Origin of the sequence: Cylindrospermum stagnale PCC 7417 (assembly GCF_000317535.1) — a bacterium.
In the GTDB taxonomy this organism is placed as follows: domain Bacteria; phylum Cyanobacteriota; class Cyanobacteriia; order Cyanobacteriales; family Nostocaceae; genus Cylindrospermum; species Cylindrospermum stagnale.
Genome location: NC_019757.1, coordinates 795,687 through 818,760, shown reverse-complemented (window position 1 = coordinate 818,760; position 23,074 = coordinate 795,687). Strand labels below are relative to the sequence as shown.

The window sequence follows — 23,074 nt, the reverse complement described above, 5'->3', positions numbered from 1 at the left end:
GGGGGATCTTCGAGATAATAAATGTAATAATTAACTTCTTGGTCGTTTGCAATGATATGGATAAAGCCACTCACACTTAAACAGTCCATGAGTATGTTTCTCAAAAAAAGTGCCGGCATGGCGACTGTGTGAGATATCGATTCCCGCCTTTGTTTTTATCTCATACAGCCAAGGAAAGGCAGCGACTAAAACAGCTATAACCGCGAAAAAGTACAGGAAAGCGGGAATTAATTTGGGAAATCTTCGGGAATTATCCAGTTTTTTAGGCATAAAACCTGAGAGAATAACAGTTTATCCTAGCCTAAAGCTGAAAATATCGCTGGAAGCGGGGGTCAGTTTTGTCTGCTGGTTGCAGATAAAGCAGAGAGTTTGTAGATTGCTAATCTCATTTTGACCACCACGAGCCGAGGGGATAATATGGTCATTAGGCCAACTAGTGCAGCGCGGCAAAAATAACTAACCAGTGAAATTCAACTCAAAAGCTTGTGGAATCTGCTTTTTTAATTGTTAATTTTTAATTCCGACAAAGCGGTACTAGCCTCTAAAGTTGTGTCACCGCAGTTTTGGCATTGCTATTTACCACTTTGAAAAACATGCTTCCTGACTACTGACGGGATGGGAATACAGGGGTTTTGCTCATAATTTTTGACAAAACTCCTGATAATCTTGTTCTACACGCTGAGAATAGCTGCTGGCATACTTCAGGAGTTCATCGCGCCAATCAGACGAGTGAGCAAAGTTAATTAAATCATCTGCTGTAGCCGAACCTTGTCTACCACTACTACGCAATTGATCCCACGCCGTCACTTCACCCATTGTCTGCATCAACTTTTCTAAACGTCCCAACTTCCCATCCCAAGCTTTTAAATTCACCTTATCTTGTGTTGGTTGCAACTCCCGCAACACATAAGACTTATCACCATCAACTATCGCCTCCAACAGCGCCAGTGAAGTTCCTTGCAGTCGTTTTTGAAGCGCAACTACCCGCGCTGCTGGACTCTCCCACTGCGGCTGCGGTAGTGTTAAATAGTCTTGCAATGAGCTATTTCGTGTTTCCTTAAAATCTAATAGATAATTCTCATCAGGAGAACCTTTACCTTCCACCAAAATTACGTAACGTTCTAACCCTAAACTACCCGTACCAGCTATTCGCTGTTGCACATCCAAAACATGGTAAAAATCCGCATCTTGTTGTGAAGATTTATGCCAAGCAGCGATTAGTTCTTTGACTTTATGCTGCTCTGACTCCGTGGCTTCAGCAGTCCGTTTATTGTCAATAATTAAGCGCCGCTTGCCTTTCTTTTCTTTGGTGCGTTCATCTAGAAACCTTTGGCGATCGCGTTTCTTGAGACTTTCTAATAAATCTTTAACTAAACCTTTAGCAGTTTCCTTCTCCACACTCCTAGCCTTTCCTTTCGCCAAAGCATTAGTGTAGGCATCAAGAAAGTGATTGTTTAAATGCAGTGCTTCTGATTCATTTACTCCCAGAGCCTGAGAACCAACTATTATACTTGTAATAGCTCTTACCACATCCCAGGTACAGGGAGCAAGACAAGATTCATCAAAATCATTAATATCAAAATAAACTAATCGGTTATTCCCCTTATAACTGCCCAGGTTTTCTAGGTGCAAGTCGCCACAAATCCAAGCTGACGGCGCTGCATTTAAAGGTGAATCTTTAGGAAAGTCTTCATAAAATAAATGGCAAGTTCCGCGATAAAAAGTAAATACATCATCACGCATATTCTTGTATTTTAACTTCAGCCGTTCTGGGTTACGTCCTTTGTTAAATTTTTCAATCCTCTCAATTATATTGTTTGTCATCTTTTTTAGTTTTAATGTAATGCCTTACTTGTATGGAAAGTTTTTTGGTTTGACAATCTTATATGTTTTGTTATCCAAGTCTACAACATCACCATTATCACACGCTATCAACTTACAGCAGATTGCAACTTGGTGAGATACAGATTATCGTAGACAACAATGTTGTCTACCCGTGCACTTCATTTACCTGAAAAATGCTGTAAACTTATCTACCCTACCAACCTCATTCTTCTCTTTTCTGGAGTGTGAGACAATAAAATATATATTACAGCAGAAATCATTTATTTAGACCACGGTGTAGAGACGTTGCATGCAACATCTCTACAGGGATTTTAATTTCCGAGAAAGTGGTTCATTTATTTGAAAATAGCTGTAAGCCACACCAGAAGTCGATTTGTTAATAATACAAAAAAGCCACCTACAGTGTAAGTGACTTTTTTGATTAATTGGTAATCAATAAGACTGCGATCCGTCTGGACAAATTTCTCTCACTAATATCTGATGAAATGCAGCACGTCACGTAGAACGCTAAAGCCTGCTAAATCCCAAAGTAAGTACGCTAGAAAGCCAATCATTGCCAAGCGACCGTTCCACAATTCAGCTTGGGGATTCCAGCCAAAGACAAAGGCGTTACGATCTATACCATTGTAGGCTTTAGCAACAGGTGGTAAATCGGTAGAAGAGCGAGTTTCCATTTTTTTGTCTCCAAAATCAAGCGGGTTTTGGTTGAATCTTATTAGTAGCCAATCAGGTGCAATACGTCCCGAAGGACACTATAGCCAGCTAAGTCCCACAGTAAATAAGCAAGAAAACCAATCATTGCCAAACGACCGTTCCAGAGTTCGGCTTGGGGAGTTGAGCCAAACAGAAATTCATTGCGATCTCTGCCGTTGTATTCTGTAGCAACTGGCGGTAAATCAGTAGTAGAGCGAGTTTCCATATTTTTTGTCTTCAACAACTTGGTGCTTAACTTCAATGTAGCTTTTGCATACAAAACTGCTTTCTGCCTGTGGGTACAAACCAGAAGCACTTCTTGTGGACGATTATCAAAGGTCTATCGGTAGAGATAAATCTGCCTTGAGAGGGTGACAAAAAATATATTTGTAAATAAATGTAAAGTATCGTTAGCTGAAGTACAATTTCAGTAAATCAATTTGATGTAATTCAGTAATTAGAAATGCCAAAGACACAACCTAGGATAAGCCAGATTTTATGGCAATTACTGAGTGTTGAGTGCAAGCAAAGGGACTTTCACCCTATATTATGAATGGGTAGTTTCTAGCGAAAGTGTAAGGTTGTTGAACTCAAAATTTGAACTGAGTTACAAGCAAAATAATCAAATGCATTAAGCCTATAATCATGGTTTTTTTATAAAAGCTATTCAGGAATCCTCTTTGGATGCGCCATTTTTATATGGTACATAAATACTATATAAATGCGATCGCACTGTGCCAGTTGTGTAAGTCCTGAAAAAATCAAGAATATGTTTATTACTTGCACCCAAGAACATAAGTAAATACCTACCGCTGACAGAATTTTTCAGGTAAATAAAGTACACGGGTAGACAACAATGTTCATACATGTCAACTTAAGGTGAAACCCTTGTAATGGCGTTATATCAAACTTATTCAATTACCAACCAACCCCAAAGAACCCCACCCCGGTTTTGCTGACGCAAAACCTCCCCGAACCTCATGAGGGGAACTCGGGGCCCCCACGGAGTGGGGATTAGGGGTAAGGATTGAGGGGTGGGGTCAAATGTGTGTGGGACAACGGGTTGCGCTTAAGTTGACACCAATGAAGAATGTTGTACCCTTACTTACGATAATCTGTACCCCACCAAGTTGCAATCTGCCGGCATTTTTTTTAATTAGGCAAAAATTCACTATCAATTACCTGTTGAGGAGTAAAGGGACATTGTTGTGGAAAAATATCAGGACATAACCCAGTTTCTTCCACTGCCCAATCTAAAGCAGGAAGATAACATTCCTCAAAAATACTCTCATAATATCTGCTCAAACTGGGATGTTTTTGGATAGATTTATTAATGCGGCGACGATGTTCTTTAATACTAGCTCGCCAACTTCCTGAACGATGTACAGGTTGATATTTCCATTTAAGTAAATGGGCTAAAATCACAATTAAATTATTTTCTAACGCATCTTTTAAACTCCCACCCATTTCCTCTATTTCTTCTATTAATAAATCAATATCTAAATTATCAAAGTCATGTTGTCGCAACTGATTAATAGTTGACTCCAACCATAATTCATAATCTTGTTCATAGAAAGATGACAAACCAAATTGATTACTCATTTTTTAGTCCCCCATTCATTAAATAGTAAATATCTTTTACCAGATATCTTTTACTAGTACAGCACGGCGCAAATAAACAGACCATTCCAAATTAACAAAACGCTTACGCTGTAATCATTTTGAATTTTGAATTTTGAATTCTGCCTTGCGGTACTAGGGCTAGTTCATTCTTTTAAGCCCTACAATAATTTTAGTTATTTCTTTAGTCCGCGCAGGCGGACTTCGTTCTGGTAGCCGCGACTTCCAGTCGTAAGGGCTATATTGACATTATTTTTTCAGAAACTCCTGAACTACCTTCTTCGTCATTTCCTGAATAGTTATTAAATCTGGCGGTGGTGTTTCACCTTCCATTCCCAACCACAAAAGATACTCAATATTTCCCGCAGGCCCAGTTATTGGCGACCAAGTTAACCCCTGATACTTCCATCCTAACTCTAAAGCCACCTGCAACACCTGGAAAATTGCCTCGCCTTGGTCAATAGGATCGCGGACAACACCCTTCTTACCCACGCGAGACCTCCCGACCTCAAATTGCGGTTTCACCAGCAACACCGCCTCTCTGGGCGCTTGCGTAAGTTGCCATAAAGCCGGCAAAATCTTAGTTAAAGAAATAAACGACACATCCACCACTGCTAAATCAGGAAGCGTCGCATTTTCAGCATATAAATCTTCTGGTTTTAATTGCCGTAAATTGGTACGTTCTTTTAAAATCACCCGTTCATCAGTTCTGATTTTCCAGTCAACTTGTCCGTAGCCAACATCAATTCCGTAAACTTGTTTTGCGCCGGCTTGCAATAAACAATCAGTAAAGCCACCCGTAGAAATTCCCCCATCTAAACAAATCCGTCCAGATACAGAAATTGCAAATATTTCTAAAGCCTTAGAAAGTTTTTCACCACCACGAGAAACAAAAGGAGGACGTTCTTTTACTTGAATTTGCGCCGCAACATCAACCTCAGTCCCGGCTTTATCAATCATTTGTTGATTCACCGTCACTTCCCCAGCTTGAATTAGCCGTTGTGCTTGCTGACGGGAAGGGCATAAACCTAAATCTACTAAAAGCGTATCTAGTCGTTGTTTAACCAATTAACTTGATTCTCCTGATGAGATTAAATCTAAAGCATGATAAATAATTTCTTCGCAATTAACCAGCTTTTCTAATTCTTCTGACTCATAACGACCTTCTTCTACTTCAAGCGAAGCCTGATCAATAGCATTCAAATAAGCTTCTTCTAAAGTTTCTCCTAATTCTTCTCTTGTGAGATAATAACCTCCAGCTTTACGACGTTTATTTTCTCGTTGAATTTCCCGAACCGAATTTCTAATTGAGACTTCCCAAGAGCGAGTTGTGCGGTTTTCAGCTTTTTGTTTAATCAAGTGCAACAGCAGAATTACTGCATAATTCCGAATCGTCTTGATAATATCATTTCGGCTCATTTCTTCTAATTCTTCAACTATAACTAATGCCCCTTGGACATCACCTTGCAGAAGCAAGCCTTTCAGGGTTAATAATTCTTCCATAATGTAGCGCCTCAAACATCGTCGCCTAAGCAACTGCAAAGAGCAATTGTTTAGCAGAATCTTTTATGTCGGTGGTAGAAATTTTTAGAAACTATAGCAACAAAACAAGAAAATTAGCATACGAGTAAAAAATGGGTTTTCCTAGGTTAGGATTTTTCATGATCAAGGAATTGCCTTAGTTCTCGTATGGCTGCACTGGTATTGCGGTTATAGGCAGTTTCCAAACACTGCTGGACAATGCCATGTAAGTCAAGAGTAGGGAAGTAGCGGCTATGGGTTTGGGATAAATAGCTGTTTTGGTGAAGTTGATAAATAAACAGTTGCTTTTGTTTACACAGCCAAATTTCTGGCACGCGATAGGGTAAATAGTCGTTGACATCAGTATAACTAGTGACATCAATTTCCAGCACCAGATCGGGTGGTGGATCAATACTCCAGTTAATGCGCTTTTTGCCAGATACAGCTTGCCAGTTGTCAATGTAGAAACAGTAATCCGGTTCTAGTCCGCTTTCTTCGGGGAGTTCCATTGTCACCGGGGTGAAAGCATCATACTCAAGCTGGAAATAATCGAGAAGGGTAGTGATTACACTAGCGATGAGGTGAGCATCTCGACCATGTTGTGGCAAAGGTGACATCAGCAGAACTTCCCCATCTCGATATTTTAACCGGGGAATTGTGCGATCGCCCCGTTGTTGGCAGAGAGTTTGATATTCTTCCCAAGTTGCAGGCATCCGCACCACTGCACCAGGGGGAATTTGGGTTTTATCTGGTGATATCAGGGCAAACATAGCTTAAGCATCAGACTGCTAACTGTAATTCTATTTTAGGTTTAAAAAAAGTAACCGCACCTTGCCAATAAAGCCAAAGTGCGATATTAATTAAGTCCGCGTAGGCGGACTTTGTTTATGTAGGCGTGATTTATAATCGCCCTGGTTTAAGCTAAATATCCGTTTCGCTCAACTCACGAGTGATATGGTCAAAAGGTTCATCCACAAAAGCGGTATTGGCAATACCAGCCCCCGCAACTTGTGCCTTGACCATATCCTTCATAATCTGGACACCGCGAACCGTGGGACCAATAGGAACGCCCAAAGAATTGTAAGTTTCCCGCAACCCTTGCAGCACACGTTCATCTAACACATTCGTGTTACCAGCAACCAGCGCATAGGTAGCATAACGGAGGTAGTAGTCCATATCCCGCAGACAAGCCGCATAACGACGAGTCGTATAGGCGTTACCACTAGGGCGAATCAATTCTGGCAATTCTTCAAATAACTTAGAACCAGCCTGTTTGACAATTGCCGCCGCGTTAGAATTAATCGCCGCTGCCGCTTGCACCCGTGCGGTACCACTATCAAAGTAAGACTTGAGGCTATCGAGCGCATTCCGGTCAAAATAGCGCCCGGCTACGTCATAATTCTTAATTAAACTTGTTACTGCATCGCGCATTCCTTTTTCTCCCAATCATTACTATCTATGGTTTGATATTTATTTGGCTGCACTTATGCACCAGTAAATTTTTTGTGCCATTTAAAATTGATTCGGCACAAAAACAATCCATCTGCTACTTAAGGATTCTATGCCAAAGTTGACCCCTATGTGATGAACTTTCCAGTTTTGTGCAGATCAGCAGAGAAAGGTTAATATAACCTGTAATCCAGATAATCTGTATCAACTGCTACAATTTTACCCAATGTCCAGTAACTACGATATTTCAGGTATGTCACAACTTGGGTTGGCGCAGCAGGGTTAGGATGCTTTGGCAGATTCTGGTTTTACTTTAGTTAATTGGCTACAGAAGGAGTAAGAATGACAACCCCCAAAGAAGTCTTAAAGTTGATTCAAGACCAAAAAATTCAGATGATTGATCTGAAATTCATCGATACACCGGGGACATGGCAGCATCTCACCGTGTTTCACGACCAAATCGATGAAAGTTCATTCTCTGATGGCGTACCCTTCGACGGTTCGAGTATTCGGGGTTGGAAAGGCATTGAAGAATCAGACATGACGATGGTACTTGATCCAAACACCGCTTGGATCGACCCGTTCATGAAAGAGCCAACGCTAAGTATAATTTGTAGCATCAAAGAACCCCGCACGGGTGAATGGTACAACCGTTGCCCGCGCGTTATTGCCCAAAAAGCAATAGATTACCTAGCTTCCACTGGACTTGGTGACACAGCCTTCTTTGGCCCAGAAGCCGAATTCTTCATTTTTGATGATGTCCGCTACGACCAAACTGCCAACGAAGGCTACTACCACGTAGATTCTGTAGAAGGTCGTTGGAACACAGGCAGAAAGGAAAGCCCCAACCTCGGTTACAAAACACGCTTCAAAGAAGGTTACTTCCCAGTTCCACCAACGGATACCTTCCAAGATATCCGGACAGAAATGCTACTGACAATGGCAGCCTGCGGCGTACCCATTGAAAAGCAACACCACGAAGTTGCTACCGGTGGTCAGTGCGAACTGGGTTTCAAGTTTGGTAAGTTGATCCAAGCTGCTGACTGGTTGATGACATACAAATATGTGATCAAGAACGTGGCTAGGAAATACGGTAAAACCGTCACCTTCATGCCAAAACCAATTTTTGGCGATAACGGTTCCGGTATGCACTGTCACCAGTCGATCTGGAAAGATGGTAAACCCTTGTTTGCAGGTGATAAGTATGCTGGGATGAGTGAAATGGGACTGTACTACATTGGTGGTATTCTCAAGCACGCACCAGCACTCTTGGCAATCACCAATCCCACCACCAACTCCTACAAGCGCCTAGTACCTGGTTATGAAGCACCTGTAAACTTGGCTTACTCCCAAGGTAATCGTTCTGCTTCTGTGCGGATTCCTCTGTCTGGCGATAACCCTAAAGCCAAGCGATTAGAGTTCCGTTGTCCAGATGCTACTTCTAACCCCTACTTGGCCTTTGCTGCCATGCTTTGTGCTGGTCTTGATGGTATTAAGAACAAAATCCATCCCGGTGAACCCTTAGATAAAAATATCTATGAACTCTCTCCAGAAGAACTGGCGAAGGTTCCTTCCACTCCTGGTTCTCTAGAACTGGCATTGGAAGCACTGGAAAACGACCACGCTTTCTTGACAGATACAGGTGTCTTTTCTGAAGACTTCATCCAAAACTGGATTGACTACAAGCTAGTTAACGAAGTTAAGCAGATGCAGTTGCGTCCTCATCCTTATGAATTCTTCCTCTATTACGATTGCTAATTCTAAAAATTAGTAAATTTTTCTGCCACCCTAGGGGGTGGCTTTTTTTTCCACATTTGTTCAGTTGAGTCTCAGACTCAAGCTACAAAGTTTAAAAAAGGAGCGCTACTCAGCTCATGGAGGCATTGCTGCGGCCGTAAATCATCTGCGTTGTCGGATCTATCTTGCCTTGAATTGGGTTCCAGTAGTGGGATAGTTCTTCATGTAGACCGATTTCTTGTGCAGAACGCATCAGCATCGATTGTTGACGATTCTTAACTTGCTGATGTTGAAGCACCATTAATGCACGAGATTTTTCTTGAATAGACATAATACAGTCCTCTCTTAATTTTTTAGTGATATGTGATTGGCTAGTTATCCTTTCACTAACTATAATAACAGGGATTCTGTATCATAAGCTACGGAATTGATTAATTTAATAAAACTTTACATTATCTCGTCCTCTTGAATATCTTTCGATTGTCAAAAGTCGGGATAAATGTGACTAATCCAGCATAAAAAGCGATTAATTGCGGAAATTGTCCTTCATGTTCAAAGGAAGGAATGATCCACTGCCCCTTTTCGGTCAGTTTCACCTCAGCGCCCGCGCCTTCCTGACAGTAGAGGCTTTGTTTGTTACATTTTTTTACTTATAATTATTTAACGTTATAAAATCCAGAGCATTTTTATGTCTGACACTTTAACAAAGCTGACTTATCAGACCTTTCAACAAGGCAAAAACTACTTTGGACTAGCTCACAAGACTTTAAGTTCACAGTTGCGGAAGCTAGTGCATCCAACCCTTGAGCAGCAGGTTAAACCTATTCCGAACGAGGTTTTACTCAAACTTCAAGAAAAATTGAATCAGCTGCTAGAAACAGATTGGCAAGATGCTGAAAAAGGTGTATATCCCAAAAGCCTTTTGTTTGATAATCCCTGGGAAGACTTTTTCCGCTACTACCCAGTAACTTGGCTAGATTTACCTCAGATTTGGGAGCGGATGAAACAAAATAATAATCAAGACTTTTCGCCAGAAATAGAGACAGATGGTTATCCCAGCTACTACATGCAGAACTTCCATCACCAAAGCAATGGCTACTTAAGCGAGATGTCAGCCAATTTATATGACTTGCAGGTGGAAATTCTGTTTGGTGGCTCAACTGATGCGATGCGGCGGCGGATTCTCGCTCCTCTCAAGTCTGGGCTGGAAATTTTTGGGAATGTTCCACCACGAAATGTTCGGATTTTAGATGTTGCTTGTGGCACCGGGCGGACTCTGAAGTTGATGCGGGCGGCTCTACCTCAAGCATCTCTATTTGGTGCAGATTTGTCGCCAGCTTATCTGCGTAAGGCCAATGAACTCCTGTCTCAAAATCCGGTCGAATTACCGCAACTTTTGCAAGCAAATGCTGAAGAGTTACCTTACCTGGATGACTATTTTCATGCTGTAACTTCTGTTTTTCTCTTCCATGAGTTACCAGCCACGGCGCGTCAAGCGGTTATCGAACAATGCTTTCGAGTGACGAAACCAGGGGGAGTCTTTATTATCTGTGACTCAATTCAAAAGAGTGATTCACCAGAAATGGAACTGATGATTGACAACTTCCCCGAAACTTTTCATGAACCCTACTACAAGCATTATGCTACTGATGACTTAGTAGAGCGTCTAGAGAAAGCAGGCTTTGAAAATATTGATATACAAGTCCACTTTATGAGTAAGTATTTTATTGCTCATAAGCCAGCCTGAGACAAATTTTCTTGATGGTTTTTTACCGTTAACCCCAAAAAAACCAGATGCGAAATTTCGCATCTGGTCTTGGAAGGTAATAATACTTAGGATGATCTAGCATCTCCTTGGAGGATATTTATCTTTAGGAGCAAGCCCTGAGGAGAAAAACCAGGACGCAGGAGACTGATAACCTAAGTGACGTCGTTTTCTAGATCAGTAGAAGGTCAAGACTCAAACTTTAAGAGGGATTACGAGCAAGAGTTGTGTGGTTTTGAGGAGTGGGTGATGCTGTCGAGATAGGCAGTCAATTTGGTTCGTTGTTACGTTCCTCAGGATTCACGCTAACTACCTATACAAAAGCTCACTAATCAAAGAAGGAAACGGTTAAGTAATTCTGTCGTGCGTTAACTGTTTGTATCTCTGTTAAAGAGGATGAAATACTCAACGGTTAATTAATTCTGTCGTGCGTTAACTGTTTGTATCTCTGTTAAAGAGGATGAAATACTCAACGGTTAATTAATTCTGTCGTGCGTTAACTGTTTGTATCTCTGTTAAAGAGGATGAAATACTCAACGGTTAATTAATTCTGTCGTGCGTTAACTGTCTGTATCTCTGTTAAAGAGGATGAAATACTCAACGGTTAATTAATTCTGTCGTGCGTTAACTGTCTGTATTTCTGGAAAGAGAAGTTGTGTATGGTAATTTGATTCCCTTGCTACCAGACAACTAACCCTTCTAGAATTCGTATTACCCTAGGGTTGTTAAATAACAAAATGGGCGTTTCCGAAAGATTCCATTAACTCTCTGCGCCCGCTACCGCGATGAGGAACTGGCTTGTCTGGTTGGTTAGGTCTAGGTTTAGGTTTTGCAGAGACTAACAGCTGTGAACCAGAGCTGACAAGCAGCAGACGGGATAATTGGCCGAGCATCGCTTCGCAGTTTAAAGCTAAGGAGCCGAACACCAGACTCGATACTAAAAGTGGAATGGCAGCACGCATAGTAGATGTCTATTTTAGAACTCTCCAATTCACTGATACTTAGTTTTTGTATGGGCATCCGGACAATTTATTAAAAAGTATTGTGCTGCACTGAACAAAAAACAGTTTTATTCTCTATCTAGATGTTCGATTAGAAACCAATTACCAGAAAGGTTTAGATGTCCCCAGACTGTAATAATTTGTTCATCGCTCAGGGCTTGTAGTTGCTCATCAATGTGCGATCGCTTAGTCACAATCTGCCAATCGAGGTATTGATATTTGGTTGGTGTTGTGATATGCAATCTGTAGTTTTGCCAATCCAAGCGGTGAAAAACGCCTGTAACACAGTCCAATTCCTCAATTGAGTAATCAGACTCAGCAATTAATGAGCCTGGGTAATTACCGCTGGCGGGATAAGCTTCTGGATGGTCTAAATAATAAAATTGCCAGTGTAGCCACTCTGGATGATTGGGCGGTAAATTAAATAAAGGGATAATTGCTGCTTTTGCGCGATGGGCTGCGCCCCGCCCGAAGCGATCGCATTTTAATAAAGCTTCTTGCAGCATCCTCACCGCTAAATCCCTTGGCTGGCAGTTTAACTCCACGCATAAAGCCGCCGCCATACCCGCTGCTTGACCAATGCCCAAGACCACAGGTTGCAGTCTGGTAGCACCGTTAGCAATATGGGAGACAGAAATATTCTTCTCACAGACTAACAAACCATCTGTAGTGGCAGGAATTAAGCTTTTATAGGGAATTGTAAAGGGAGTCCCCGTCCAACGTCCCCCCCAGCGGATAGATTTTGGTTGCAGTGGGAACTTAACACCAGGATAATGGTGGTCATTGGCGTAGTTACCAACTGCGATCGCATCATCAAAAAGAGATGCTACTCTACCCCCTGGTAATGGTAAAATATCATGCTCACAAACGGTAGTTAGCCCGATTAAGCGGCGGCTTTCCCGGTAATAGGGATGCAGTGCAAAGGCATCAGGGGAAGAAGGAAAAATCCCTTCTGCTAAACCATAGCGACGACCAAGGTGAGTTTGGATAAAATGGGCAAAGTTTTGGCTATGCCAGCGACATTCTTGGAGAAACTCACGTCTTGATGTCTCCGACTCTAGCAAACGCCCAACCCCAAGGCCGTAGTCATTGCCACAGATAGGCCAATTAATCATAAATCGATTATCTGGCAAGCGTCCGTAATTGAGAAATTTCTCAGGGCCATAGTCATCCCAAGCACCTGTAAACTGAGATGGATCATAATTAGGAGCAGCGGGAATAACTGGTGCTTCTGCATCACCAAAATCTTGCATAATTACTACCCAAGTTGGCGCTTGCACAGGATATCTTTCTGTGAGAGCATTAGGTTTGTCTGGTGCGCTCGGCTCTCCCCATTGCGATGGGCTTCGCCCCAACCTAGGCGATTGCGCGGAGCGCAGTGCCGGAGGCAATCGCCATTCCCAGCCCCAACGGTAAGGTATTTCTCCTAAAGCCAATAAATCTCCTAACTCTGTACCGTCGAGAATCACCTGAGCGGTGACGGTGAAATCTGTAAAGCGGACACCTGTAATACAGTCCCCCGTCCGCAAAACCTCTAACGGCACTTTTCCCGAAATCCACTGTAAATTGGGCAATTCCTGCACCCAATCGGCGAAAATCTCCGCCCCAATACGCGGATCATAACTAAAAAAGCTCACCCAGCTATTATCTAATCCCCCCGATTGTCGGCGTCTCAATTCCTGTAAAAACGCACCCCATAACCCCGTCTGAAAAGCTTCTAATTCATTCCCATCCGGTGCAGAAACCCCCGCCGAGGTTAGCATTCCCCCCAACCAAGAAAACTCACTCACAAGGATAGTTTTAGCGCCTCTCCGCGCCGCTTGGATAGCCGCAGCAGTCCCGCCGGTTCCCCCACCCACAACTAAGACATCGGCTGTATATGTCTGATTAACCATTTTTTCACCTCGCTGGAATGTACCCAGTTAGGTTACATCACACAAGGTAGTTTTAATATCCGTTGCTTCTCGTAGAGAAGAGAGCGAAGCTATCACAAACTGCTTTTACTGGTGTACCATGAGTAAATTCCAGCAATAGTTCATTTCACCATCAGCCTCTTGATAAGCCGCGAACACGCGAACAATTTAACGGTTGCGGTAATTGCAGATTACGACATACAATTTTCTCCACCCTGATTCATTTAATTAATTATTAGAAGAAGTGAAATGCAAGCTGAGTTTAACTTTTTTCAGCATTGGTATCCCCTCTCACCAATTGAAGACATCGCTCCACAGCGTCCAGTTCCCGTAACTCTTCTGGGAATCCGTTTAGTGATTTGGAAGTCTAAGTTATCTGAGAATTACAGGGTATTTTTAGATCAGTGTCCTCACCGTCTTGCACCCTTGAGTGAGGGACGTGTTGACGATAAGACAGGAAATTTAATGTGTAGTTATCACGGTTGGCAATTTGATGAGCAAGGCATCTGTACTCACATTCCCCAAGCTGAAAATCCTGAACTTGTAGCTAAAAATCAACGAAATTTCTGTGTAGTTTCCCTCCCAGTGCGGCAGGAAAATGATTTACTTTGGGTCTGGCCTGATGCTGATTCAACAGAACTAGCTGCAAATACACCCTTGCCTTTGTCACCGCAAATAGATGTTAAGAAAGGTTTTGTTTGGTCTTCTTATGTCCGCGATTTGGAATATGACTGGCAGACCTTAGTAGAAAATGTAGCAGATCCTAGTCATGTTCCTTTTGCACATCATGGGGTACAGGGTAATCGAGAAACAGCAACACCCATAGCCCTAAACATTATTAAATCAACAGAAAATTTGATTGAGGCAAGTACGGCTGGACGCTTCCAAACCACAATCACTTTTGAACCACCTTGTCGCTTGGAATATGCAATTAGTGTTCCCAACTCAGACAAGCAACTGGGACTAGTTACCTACTGTATTCCTGTGTCTCCAGGTAAATGCAGAATTGTCGCCCAGTTTCCCCGCAACTTTGCTAAAACGCTGCATCGTTTCATACCCCGTTGGTGGAATCATATCAAAACTCGGAATCAGGTTCTCGATGGAGATATGATTTTGCTACATCAGCAGGAGTATTTACTTCAACAAAAACAATTAAGTGAAAGTTGGAAAACTGCTTATAAATTACCTACAAGTGCAGATCGTTTAGTGATTGAGTTTCGGAATTGGTTCGATAAATATTGTCAGGGAAAGTTACCTTGGCATCAAGTAGGAATTATTGCTCCTGAAAGGTGGCAAATAAATGATAACCGCGCTGTCATCTTGGATTGTTACAAACAACATACCCAGCATTGTAGTAGTTGTCGAAATGCGCTAAAAAATCTACAGCATTTGCAAATAGCACTTTTAGCTTATTTTGTGATTACTATTTCTGGTGTGGCGATTCTTCCTGATGCTTTACGTATGCGGCTAGGTTTACCACTAGTCATTACAGCACTTTTAGGACTGGGAGCTTATTCTTGGCTGAAATTCCGGCTCATTCCTAAATTTTACTTTGTCGATTATATTCATGCTGAGAAATAAGTTATTAGACATCTCCGACAAAGAATGTAGAGACGTTGTATACAACGTCTCTACAATGATTCTAGAAAATGCACATTTAAATTCGGTCGATGTCTAATAAAAAAGTAGATATTTTTTACAAACCATCTTTCCCCAATTCTTTAATCAAAGCGTCTATCACCTTCCCTGTCAATGACTGCCTATCTACCTTTAATTTTTTGAGAATGCGATCGCGCACTACCTCATAATCAGGTAACCCTGCTAGATAAATCCTAGACAAGTAGAACAAGCTAAAACAGAGCAATCTGAAAGATTATAGCTGAAAGTTGACCGCTAATGTTACATCTAGTAACATTGAATGGGAAAAAACCAACGTGAAAGCACAGGTATTTAGAGGCGTCAATCAATTATCCTACGAAGAGATCCCAGTCCCGACGCTGGAACCAGATGAAGTATTGGTACAGGTGCGGGTTGTGGGGTTGTGTCAGTCAGATATTAAAAAAATTCGCTATCCACTATATGAACCACCGCGCATTTTTGGACATGAAACCGCTGGAATTATTGCGGCTGTGGGTTCTCAGGTTGTAGGTTGGCAAGAGGGACAGCGGGTGGCTGTGATGCACCACATTCCTTGTATGCGTTGCGCCTACTGTCTAAATGATAATTTCTCAATGTGCAATGTGTACAAAAATATCTCCACCACAGCGGGTTTTAACGCCAGTGGCGGCGGTTTTGCTGAGTATGTGAAGGTACCAGGTCATATTGTCCAAAATGGGGGCTTAATTCCGATTCCTGATGATATTAGTTTTGAAGAAGCGAGTTTTGTTGAACCAACTAACTGCTGTTTGAAAGCGGTGAAAAAAGCCCAAATCGCACCCGGACAAACGGTTTTGGTGACTGGTGCGGGGCCGATTGGGTTAATGTTTATGATGTTGGTGAAGTATTTCGGCGGAAAAGCGATCGCTACTGATTTACTCCCATCCAGAATTGAAAAAGCCCTAGAAGTGGGAGCAGAAGCGGCTTTTGACGCTCGTGATCCTGATTTAGCCGCCAAAATTCATGCTCTCACCGATGGCATGGGTGTGGATGTCACCTTGTTAGCTGTCCCCAGTGATAAAGCCTTCTTTCAAGCGCTTGACTGCACCCGCAAAGGCGGAAAAATCCTCTTTTTCGCTGAGTTTCCCGATGAGTTGACAATTCCCATTAATCCCAATACACTCTACCGTCGAGAGATTGACTTGATGGGCAGTTATAGCTCATCCTATCGGCTTCAGGGTTTATCGGCGGATATTGTCTTTAATCGTCGCATTGATGTGTCAGCTTTGATTAGCGATCGCTATCCATTACAAAATTTATCAGCAGCTGTCGAAATGGCGATCGCACCCACACCAGAAACCTACAAAATCTTAATTTATCCGTAAAACCTAGATTATGGGTTGTATAAATTACCCATTACCCATTACTCACCAGCCCAAACAAAATGCCCTATACCCTAGTTATAGTCGCCATACTAGCCTTTTACGTCGCCTGGAATCTCGGCGCTAACGATGTCGCCAATGCGATGGGAACCTCTGTGGGTTCCAAAGCTGTCACCTTAAAACAGGCACTAATTATTGCTGGGGTATTAGAGTTTAGCGGTGCTATCTTGTTTGGGCAGGGAGTCACAGAAACCCTAGGAACGAAAATTGCTAACCCTGCCTTATTCGCCACAACACCGCAAACATTAGTTATTGGCATGTTAACGGTACTGCTGTCTAGTGGCGTGTGGCTGCAAATTGCCACATCACGGGGTTTGCCTGTATCCTCATCTCATGCAGTTGTCGGTGCGATCGCCGGATTTACTTGGGTAGCCTTGGGCGCAAGTGCCATCGATTGGTCATCACTAGGCTTAATCACCATTGGCTGGATTTTAACACCTGTAATCAGTGGTGCGATCGCCGCTTTGTTTTACAGTCTGATCAAACACTGGATTTTAGAACAACCAGATCCAGTAGTGCAGTTACAAGAGTGGATACCCTGGTTAAGCGCAATTTTATTGAGTGTATTTGGCGTAATTGTCTTACCAACCCTCACTCAACCCCTGACAAACTCTTTAATTAACCAACTTGGGTACAACATCCCTTCTCACGACATCCCACTTTTTACAGGTGCAGCAGCAGCCATTGGACTCACCTTCTTCAGTTGGCGACAATTAAAAAACAGTAAAATCCCAAATCCCGTTGAAGGATTATTTGGACGATTTCAATTGTTGAGTGCTTGCTTTGTCGCCTTTGCTCATGGTTCTAATGATGTCGGAAATGCGATCGCTCCCTTAGCTGTAATCGTCTACATCAATCAAACCGGTGGCGTACCCGCAGATAGTCTTACCATCCCCATCTGGATACTCATCCTTGGTGGTGCTGGCATTGTCGGTGGTTTAGCGGTTTGGGGTAAAAAAGTCATCGCCACCATTGGCGAAAACATCATTTCCTTGCAACCTAGTAGTGGATTCTGTGCCGAAATCGCCACCGCCACCACCATTTTAGTAGCCTCCCGCTTAGGTTTACCCGTCTCGACCTCCCACGCACTCGTTGGCGGTGTAGTTGGTATCGGACTAGTGCAAAATATCAAATCAATTAAATTTTCAACTCTCCAAGGAATCGCCGCCGCCTGGTTAATTACAGTCCCCGTCAGCGCCGTTCTCAGCGGTGCTATTTTTAGCATTGCCCGGATTTTCTTTCTTTAAGATGAATTTTGAAAGCATGAAACTATGCAACGAACGCTTCTCACAAAGCGGACTTTTGCATAATCGCTGCTCATTCATTAGAATGTTGTGCAGGGGATGGTAATAATTTTAATTTCCACAGAAAAATACTTTAATTCCCCATCCGAGATGTAAACTGTCACGCAAGTTACATTCCGCACAAATTTACAGATAGCTTAACAATTCAGATAATTTGCTTGTAGCTACTTACCCATCCGCAAGCCTTTGACAATTAATCTCCTCACCGAAATAATATGTATTAATTTTGAGTGAGATTTTTTTGAAGAGAAAAAATTGCACTGGAGAATATTAAGGGCAAACTAAACGGACAGGGTTTTAGTCTGTGATGCTGAAGACAACGCCGTGTAGTAGACAATGGGTAAATTTTACACTTTGCCAACACTGTATTCAGCGTGTCAGAATTACGTTGAAACGCGTAAGTCCTGTGAAAATTTCTGTTTTATCTGACAAAATACAGGAAATTTAGTATGAGCGCCGAGCCACTGTATGGGAAGCAACTTTATCGTCAAGGTTTTAGAGGTTAAAAAATGATGGGGCGATTTGAGAAGCGACCAGACAACCCACGAGTCAGAGGCGACCTATCCAGAGCAGCAGAAAATGCCCTCTGGGCTGTAGTTGAAGATTTGGAAAATCTCCAGCAGACTGTGCTGAGGTCGTTGCAGGAAGATGTAAAGCGGCTGGAAGGAGACAAAAACCGTTTAGCTGATGACATTGAACGGCTGTTAGTGGAAAAAGAAAAATTACAGCAGGCGCGGCAAATTACTGAACAGCAAGTGTTAATTCGTCAGCTAGCCGAAGTTTTGGCGAAGCACATCTCAAGCCAACTGCAATCGTCACTGGCGACATTAGCAAGCCAAGCAATTGAGGGCGAATCCTACGGACGAGCTACGCTGAAGTCCGCTGAGGTAAAAAGCGATATCAATGAGAATGTCGGTCAAATGCTTGACACGCTCGATGATACCGTTACCATCACCTTTAACTCACTGCAACAGGAGCTAAAAAACTACCAAAGTAGTCTTTCCCAACAGTTGTCCCGGATGTATAACCAACAACAGCAAGGGGAAGCAATATTGGCAGAGTTTGTGAATCGCCTACATGAAGAACTGGAAAAAACCCAAGAAGAAACCCCCTTACAAGCTGCAACAACACCAACTGTGTTGCAACTAATTGACCCACGAGAAAAAAGTTTCTTTGAAGCATCCACAACGAGAAACGGTACCGAGCCAATTTCTCTTATCCCCAAAGAATTCTCAAACGGCGAAACTAAATCCGAGCCTCCTCTTAGTTTTCAATCACCCCAGGAAAATACCACCGAGCCAATATCTGTCCTCAACCCAGAGTTGTCAGAGAGCACAATTACATCCCCACTCCCTGGAATCTCGGCACCCCAGGAAAATACCACCGAGCCAATATCTGTCCTCAACCCAGAGTTGTCAGAGAGCACAATTACATCCCCACTCCCTGGAATCTCGGCACCCCAGGAAAACACCACCGAGCCAATATCTGTCCTCAACCCAGAGTTACCAGAGAGTACAACTACATCCCCACTCCCTGGAATCTCAGCAACCCAGGAAAATACCACCGAGCCAATATCTGTCCTCAACCCAGAGTTACCAGAGAGCACAATTACATCCCCACTCCCTGGAATCTCAGCAACCCAGGAAAATACCACCGAGCCAATATCTGTCCTCAACCCAGAGTTGTCAGAGAGTACAACTACATCTCCACTCCCTGGAATCTCGGCAACCCAGTCCGAGATTTTTGAGCCAATATCTGTCCTCAACCCAGATTTGTCAGAGAGCACCATTACATCTCCACTCCCTGGGATCTCAGCACCCCAGTCCGAGATTTTTGAGCCAATATCTGTCCTCAACCCAGATTTGTCAGAGGGTACAACTACATCCCCAACCCCTACGGCCTCAATACCCAAGCCGCTACCAAGGGAAAAGGCCCGTGAGCCAATTTCCGTCCTCAGACCGGACTTATCAACTACATCCACAGCGACTGCTAAATCAGCATCAAAGCAGGGAGCAACACCCCGGCGCAGACAATCTCGTAGTGCCCCAAACTGGTCGCCGGTTCAGGTAGGTTTTTTGTTAGTTGTGCTCTCAACGGTGGTGTCGTCACTTTACAACGTAGCTGTTAAGGCGATTTTCCAAACAGGTTCGGAGATTTTCGGAGGGTTAGCGCCGACTGTAGGCAATATTCTCTTGGTTTTGATGCTGCGATTACTGGTGGTTGTGCCACTGATGTTACTTTTGGCTCCCATACTGCATCCGCCAGTTTGGCAAGACTTGCAAAATCTATTTGATGCCAAACGCAGAAATGCTAATTCTGATCTGGCGATGACACAGCGGGTTTTGCTGTTGTCGATTGTCAGTGGCTGCTGTTTGTTTTTGTCTCAGGTGCTGATTTACATGGCTATTGGTGAAGTCGCGACTGGGGTGGCGATCGCACTTTTCTTTATCTATCCCTCAATTACTGCCCTCTTATCCTGGTTTCTATTTCGCGATCGCCCTAATTTATGGGGTGCCGGTGCGATCGCCTCGATTTTCTGCGGTGAATTGCTGGTTTTAGGGAGTTCTCCCAACATCGGTAATAGCTCCCTCGGAAGTAGCACTGCCATATTTTCTGGCATCGCCTTTGCTGTTTATGTGATTCTGACGCGGTTATGTTCTGACAAACTGCATCCAGTATCTTTTACATTAATTAACTTCGCTACCATGTTGCTATGTAGCTTTATCTGTTTATTAGTTCCTTTACCAAGTAGTTGGAGTTTAGCGATTGACTCCTCTAGATTACTGGAACTAATTTTAAGCGCTTTTATGTTGGGGGTACTGACTCTCTGCGGTTACTTATTCAATAATTTTGGCATTCGCCAACTAGGTGCCTCGCGGTCAGCCATTATTGGTGCCTCTGTCCCAGTTTTAACCGTGATTTTTGCCGGATTGATGATTCAGGAGTCCTTGGATATTGTCCAAGTTTTAGGCGTGTTATTAGTAACTTTTGGCGCAGCAGCATTCAGCTTTGAAAAAATGCGGAATCAGGTTAAACCTTCTAGTTCTCCAAATTAAATGACGAGTATTAATCAGCCTAAATATGCTGGGAGTCACTTTGACTCCCAACAATAATACTTTGTATCTAAATCAATACACCTGTTCTTAACTTAATCTCAGCCCAATGCGATTAATAGATGTGCGTCAATCCTTGCATCGCAGATTTTATTAATTAAATGCTGAAAATTGATCACTACTAAATATATTTATCTTTAATTTTGTTAGTGTCTTTATATCGTTGAAGAAACGCGTCTTGTACAAACACCAGTCGCTTCAACTCTCTCCACCAGAGCAACGCGCTGGTTCCTGTAGTCGCTGTGAGACTCTATGAAGAAAGTCTTCGGTCGCAGGGTGTTTCGTCTTTACCCAGGTAGAGGCGATCGCCGCTAACCCACAAAGGGAAAACGAGAGCCGAATCACGACAATCGGTGAATTCAAGAAATTGAAACATTTGCCGTAGTACTTATGTCAGACACTAACAAAGCTATATTATTGACTTTAACTAAACTCGTTCTGGATTATTGGGGCTTTACCCCTCAGTCCGAAATTGGCCATGATCGCCTAGTATTAATGTCGACAATTGCAGTTTTAGTGGTGGTGTGTATGACTGTTTTTCTCTTTTCTCGTAACTGTTTATTCTTTATGGGTGGAGCAATTCAGCACCACTAAATATTGTGTTAACCAGAGTACTTGAGGGTAAAGAAAGATAAGTTACTACCAAGATCAGAAAAATATCTGCTTTTACTGCTGGACACTATTGAAATTTTACCTAACTGGTGTCGCCGTGCCATTTGGGGAAGAATTGACTTAAGCCAATGCCGCGCAACGTTGTGGCGCAGTTGTGGTTATCTCAAAGCCAGGAATTAATCACTGGCAGCGGCTTCTAGTTCGCGCCAGGAGTAGTACGAGTGATTTAAGTGTTTGAGAAAAATCTTAGATGTCACAGATGAACGCTCCTAAGAGCGCCATCGCCCAGAAGGCACTTGAGACAGCACAAAAACTCGTAGCACCATAGAGAATCACGGACGATTGCCTGCAAAGGCAACTCTAAAAAAAGACTCAGGCTGCCATTGTGCCAGAAAATACGTAGAATTAACAATTTTGGCCCCCAAAAATCTCATAGTTAATGCATAATGAGTAATTTGGAGTAAAAACATCGCCTTGAGTTGGGTGTATACTACTTAAATTTAATTTGGCTAACAACATCGTAAACATGCTATTCAACTGACTGCAATATGAATAACGACATAGATCTGATCAAGCGTCTTAGCCCCAGTGCGATGGATCAGATCATGCTTTATCTGGCTTTTAGTGCCATGCGGACGAGTGGGCACAGGCATGGGGCATTTTTAGATGCCGCCGCAACGGCAGCCAAATGTGCAATTTACATGACCTATCTGGAGCAGGGACAAAACCTGCGAATGACAGGGCATTTGCACCACCTTGAGCCGAAGCGAGTAAAAATCATTGTCGAGGAAGTAAGACTTGCGCTGACTGAGGGCAAATTGTTGAAGATGCTGGGTTCTCAAGAACCTCGCTATCTGATTCAATTACCTTATGTCTGGATCGAAAAATATCCTTGGCAACCTGGGCGCAGCCGCGTGCCTGGTACAAGTCTAACAAGTGAAGAAAAAAGACAAATTGAGCAGAAGCTACCAAGTAACCTGCCTGACGCTCAGTTAGTCTCTTCCTTTGAGTTTCTGGAGTTGATTGAGTTTCTGCACAAGCGATCGCAAGAGGAATTGCCATCTCACCATCAGATGCCTTTGAGCGAAGCCTTAGCGGAGCATATCAAGCGCCGTCTGCTCTATTCGGGAACGGTAACACGCATTGATTCTCCTTGGGGAATGCCCTTCTATGCTCTTACCCGCCCCTTTTATGCTCCAGCAGACGATCAAGAGCGGACTTACATCATGGTGGAAGATACCGCTCGGTATTTCCGGATCATGAAAGATTGGGCAGAACGGCGACCAAATGCCATGCGCTTGCTAGAAGAATTGGATATTCCCGCCGAACGAATGGATCAGGCTAAGGAAGAATTGGATGAAATTATCCGCACTTGGGCAGATAAATATCACCAAGACGGTGGCATCCCCATGATTTTGCAGACCGTTTTCGGGAAAAAAGACGACTGATAAATCAAAAGTCAG

At 43.0% G+C, this 23,074-nt stretch carries 22 protein-coding genes; 7 read left to right on the top strand and 15 right to left on the bottom strand.

The window, feature by feature from the left end:
• Positions 1 to 30 precede the first annotated feature (30 nt).
• The 10 genes from CYLST_RS35715 to apcB all read right to left on the bottom strand — a co-directional run bounded on the left by CYLST_RS35715 (position 31) and on the right by apcB (position 7,110).
• Positions 31 to 270 carry a hypothetical protein gene (locus CYLST_RS35715; protein WP_085960571.1) on the bottom strand — a complete coding sequence of 80 codons (240 nt, stop codon included), beginning with the start codon at positions 268 to 270 and terminating at the stop codon, positions 31 to 33.
• A gap of 21 nt (positions 271 to 291) precedes the next feature.
• Positions 292 to 450, bottom strand: a complete 159-nt coding sequence (locus CYLST_RS33050) for an HNH endonuclease (RefSeq protein ID WP_425389069.1) — start codon at positions 448 to 450, stop codon at positions 292 to 294.
• 186 nt (positions 451 to 636) lie between these two features.
• Positions 637 to 1,824, bottom strand: coding sequence for a DUF2252 domain-containing protein (locus tag CYLST_RS03435; RefSeq protein ID WP_015206307.1), 1,188 nt, complete (start codon positions 1,822 to 1,824; stop codon positions 637 to 639).
• A gap of 491 nt (positions 1,825 to 2,315) precedes the next feature.
• Positions 2,316 to 2,519: a chlorophyll a/b-binding protein gene (locus CYLST_RS03430; RefSeq protein ID WP_015206306.1), complete on the bottom strand. Its 204-nt coding sequence runs from the start codon at positions 2,517 to 2,519 to the stop codon at positions 2,316 to 2,318.
• A gap of 41 nt (positions 2,520 to 2,560) precedes the next feature.
• On the bottom strand, positions 2,561 to 2,764 hold the full coding sequence (locus CYLST_RS03425; protein WP_015206305.1) for a chlorophyll a/b-binding protein: 204 nt from the start codon (positions 2,762 to 2,764) through the stop codon (positions 2,561 to 2,563).
• A gap of 926 nt (positions 2,765 to 3,690) precedes the next feature.
• Positions 3,691 to 4,140 carry a DUF29 domain-containing protein gene (locus CYLST_RS03420; protein ID WP_015206304.1) on the bottom strand — a complete coding sequence of 150 codons (450 nt, stop codon included), beginning with the start codon at positions 4,138 to 4,140 and terminating at the stop codon, positions 3,691 to 3,693.
• 267 nt (positions 4,141 to 4,407) lie between these two features.
• On the bottom strand, positions 4,408 to 5,226 hold the full coding sequence (locus tag CYLST_RS03415; protein ID WP_015206303.1) for a TlyA family RNA methyltransferase: 819 nt from the start codon (positions 5,224 to 5,226) through the stop codon (positions 4,408 to 4,410).
• Entirely contained in the window at positions 5,227 to 5,661 is a 435-nt protein-coding gene (locus CYLST_RS03410) for a DUF29 family protein (RefSeq protein ID WP_015206302.1), read from the bottom strand.
• A gap of 146 nt (positions 5,662 to 5,807) precedes the next feature.
• The gene (locus CYLST_RS03405) at positions 5,808 to 6,449 is read right to left on the bottom strand and encodes a Uma2 family endonuclease (RefSeq protein ID WP_015206301.1); all 642 of its coding nucleotides are present in this window, start codon (positions 6,447 to 6,449) and stop codon (positions 5,808 to 5,810) included.
• Between the two features lie 151 nt (positions 6,450 to 6,600).
• Entirely contained in the window at positions 6,601 to 7,110 is a 510-nt protein-coding gene (apcB, locus tag CYLST_RS03400) for an allophycocyanin subunit beta (RefSeq protein WP_015206300.1), read from the bottom strand.
• 360 nt (positions 7,111 to 7,470) lie between these two features.
• Here apcB and glnA point away from each other — a divergent pair, with 360 nt between their 5' ends.
• The gene (glnA, locus tag CYLST_RS03395; protein WP_015206299.1) at positions 7,471 to 8,886 is read left to right on the top strand and encodes a type I glutamate--ammonia ligase; all 1,416 of its coding nucleotides are present in this window, start codon (positions 7,471 to 7,473) and stop codon (positions 8,884 to 8,886) included.
• Between the two features lie 109 nt (positions 8,887 to 8,995).
• On the opposite strand, the gene gifA is transcribed toward glnA, so the two are convergent.
• Complete coding sequence (gene gifA / locus CYLST_RS03390; protein WP_015206298.1) at positions 8,996 to 9,196, bottom strand: glutamine synthetase inactivation factor IF7A; 201 nt, start codon at positions 9,194 to 9,196, stop codon at positions 8,996 to 8,998.
• Positions 9,197 to 9,553: 357 nt separating this feature from the next.
• Here gifA and CYLST_RS03385 point away from each other — a divergent pair, with 357 nt between their 5' ends.
• Entirely contained in the window at positions 9,554 to 10,612 is a 1,059-nt protein-coding gene (locus tag CYLST_RS03385) for a class I SAM-dependent methyltransferase (protein WP_015206297.1), read from the top strand.
• 743 nt (positions 10,613 to 11,355) lie between these two features.
• On the opposite strand, the gene patX is transcribed toward CYLST_RS03385, so the two are convergent.
• Complete coding sequence (patX, locus tag CYLST_RS36660) at positions 11,356 to 11,592, bottom strand: heterocyst-inhibiting protein PatX (protein WP_015206296.1); 237 nt, start codon at positions 11,590 to 11,592, stop codon at positions 11,356 to 11,358.
• 107 nt (positions 11,593 to 11,699) lie between these two features.
• On the bottom strand, positions 11,700 to 13,526 hold the full coding sequence (locus tag CYLST_RS03375; RefSeq protein ID WP_015206295.1) for an FAD-dependent oxidoreductase: 1,827 nt from the start codon (positions 13,524 to 13,526) through the stop codon (positions 11,700 to 11,702).
• A 267-nt stretch (positions 13,527 to 13,793) separates the two neighbouring features.
• On the opposite strand from CYLST_RS03375, the gene CYLST_RS03370 reads away from it, so the two are divergent.
• Entirely contained in the window at positions 13,794 to 15,125 is a 1,332-nt protein-coding gene (locus CYLST_RS03370) for an aromatic ring-hydroxylating dioxygenase subunit alpha (protein ID WP_015206294.1), read from the top strand.
• 115 nt (positions 15,126 to 15,240) lie between these two features.
• Here the strand turns inward: CYLST_RS03370 and CYLST_RS34135 are convergent, their stop codons facing one another.
• Positions 15,241 to 15,384: a hypothetical protein gene (locus tag CYLST_RS34135; protein ID WP_157162523.1), complete on the bottom strand. Its 144-nt coding sequence runs from the start codon at positions 15,382 to 15,384 to the stop codon at positions 15,241 to 15,243.
• Between the two features lie 94 nt (positions 15,385 to 15,478).
• On the opposite strand from CYLST_RS34135, the gene CYLST_RS03365 reads away from it, so the two are divergent.
• The 3 genes from CYLST_RS03365 (at position 15,479) to CYLST_RS03355 (ending at position 20,942) form a co-directional block, all read left to right on the top strand.
• Positions 15,479 to 16,525 carry a zinc-dependent dehydrogenase gene (locus tag CYLST_RS03365; RefSeq protein WP_015206293.1) on the top strand — a complete coding sequence of 349 codons (1,047 nt, stop codon included), beginning with the start codon at positions 15,479 to 15,481 and terminating at the stop codon, positions 16,523 to 16,525.
• A 59-nt stretch (positions 16,526 to 16,584) separates the two neighbouring features.
• Entirely contained in the window at positions 16,585 to 17,829 is a 1,245-nt protein-coding gene (locus tag CYLST_RS03360; RefSeq protein WP_015206292.1) for an inorganic phosphate transporter, read from the top strand.
• Positions 17,830 to 18,398: 569 nt separating this feature from the next.
• Positions 18,399 to 20,942 (top strand): EamA family transporter, encoded by a 2,544-nt coding sequence (locus CYLST_RS03355; RefSeq protein ID WP_015206291.1) that lies wholly within the window; start codon positions 18,399 to 18,401, stop codon positions 20,940 to 20,942.
• Between the two features lie 307 nt (positions 20,943 to 21,249).
• On the opposite strand, the gene CYLST_RS36320 is transcribed toward CYLST_RS03355, so the two are convergent.
• Positions 21,250 to 21,375, bottom strand: coding sequence for a hypothetical protein (locus CYLST_RS36320; protein ID WP_281172806.1), 126 nt, complete (start codon positions 21,373 to 21,375; stop codon positions 21,250 to 21,252).
• 784 nt (positions 21,376 to 22,159) lie between these two features.
• Here CYLST_RS36320 and hetR point away from each other — a divergent pair.
• Positions 22,160 to 23,059 carry a heterocyst differentiation master regulator HetR gene (hetR, locus tag CYLST_RS03350; RefSeq protein WP_015206289.1) on the top strand — a complete coding sequence of 300 codons (900 nt, stop codon included), beginning with the start codon at positions 22,160 to 22,162 and terminating at the stop codon, positions 23,057 to 23,059.
• Positions 23,060 to 23,074: the final 15 nt, after the last annotated feature.

Bases quoted from the DNA above. Each gene is read 5' to 3' on its own strand.
- CYLST_RS35715 (WP_085960571.1), bottom strand. From the start codon at position 270: ATGCCTAAAAAACTGGATAATTCCCGAAGATTTCCCAAATTAATTCCC.
- CYLST_RS03435 (WP_015206307.1), bottom strand. From the start codon at position 1,824: ATGACAAACAATATAATTGAGAGGATTGAAAAATTTAACAAAGGACGT.
- CYLST_RS03430 (WP_015206306.1), bottom strand. From the start codon at position 2,519: ATGGAAACTCGCTCTTCTACCGATTTACCACCTGTTGCTAAAGCCTAC.
- CYLST_RS03425 (WP_015206305.1), bottom strand. From the start codon at position 2,764: ATGGAAACTCGCTCTACTACTGATTTACCGCCAGTTGCTACAGAATAC.
- CYLST_RS03420 (WP_015206304.1), bottom strand. From the start codon at position 4,140: ATGAGTAATCAATTTGGTTTGTCATCTTTCTATGAACAAGATTATGAA.
- CYLST_RS03410 (WP_015206302.1), bottom strand. From the start codon at position 5,661: ATGGAAGAATTATTAACCCTGAAAGGCTTGCTTCTGCAAGGTGATGTC.
- CYLST_RS03405 (WP_015206301.1), bottom strand. From the start codon at position 6,449: ATGTTTGCCCTGATATCACCAGATAAAACCCAAATTCCCCCTGGTGCA.
- apcB (WP_015206300.1), bottom strand. From the start codon at position 7,110: ATGCGCGATGCAGTAACAAGTTTAATTAAGAATTATGACGTAGCCGGG.
- glnA (WP_015206299.1), top strand. From the start codon at position 7,471: ATGACAACCCCCAAAGAAGTCTTAAAGTTGATTCAAGACCAAAAAATT.
- gifA (WP_015206298.1), bottom strand. From the start codon at position 9,196: ATGTCTATTCAAGAAAAATCTCGTGCATTAATGGTGCTTCAACATCAG.
- CYLST_RS03385 (WP_015206297.1), top strand. From the start codon at position 9,554: ATGTCTGACACTTTAACAAAGCTGACTTATCAGACCTTTCAACAAGGC.
- patX (WP_015206296.1), bottom strand. From the start codon at position 11,592: ATGCGTGCTGCCATTCCACTTTTAGTATCGAGTCTGGTGTTCGGCTCC.
- CYLST_RS03375 (WP_015206295.1), bottom strand. From the start codon at position 13,526: ATGGTTAATCAGACATATACAGCCGATGTCTTAGTTGTGGGTGGGGGA.
- CYLST_RS03370 (WP_015206294.1), top strand. From the start codon at position 13,794: ATGCAAGCTGAGTTTAACTTTTTTCAGCATTGGTATCCCCTCTCACCA.
- CYLST_RS03360 (WP_015206292.1), top strand. From the start codon at position 16,585: ATGCCCTATACCCTAGTTATAGTCGCCATACTAGCCTTTTACGTCGCC.
- CYLST_RS03355 (WP_015206291.1), top strand. From the start codon at position 18,399: ATGGGGCGATTTGAGAAGCGACCAGACAACCCACGAGTCAGAGGCGAC.
- CYLST_RS36320 (WP_281172806.1), bottom strand. From the start codon at position 21,375: ATGTTTCAATTTCTTGAATTCACCGATTGTCGTGATTCGGCTCTCGTT.
- hetR (WP_015206289.1), top strand. From the start codon at position 22,160: ATGAATAACGACATAGATCTGATCAAGCGTCTTAGCCCCAGTGCGATG.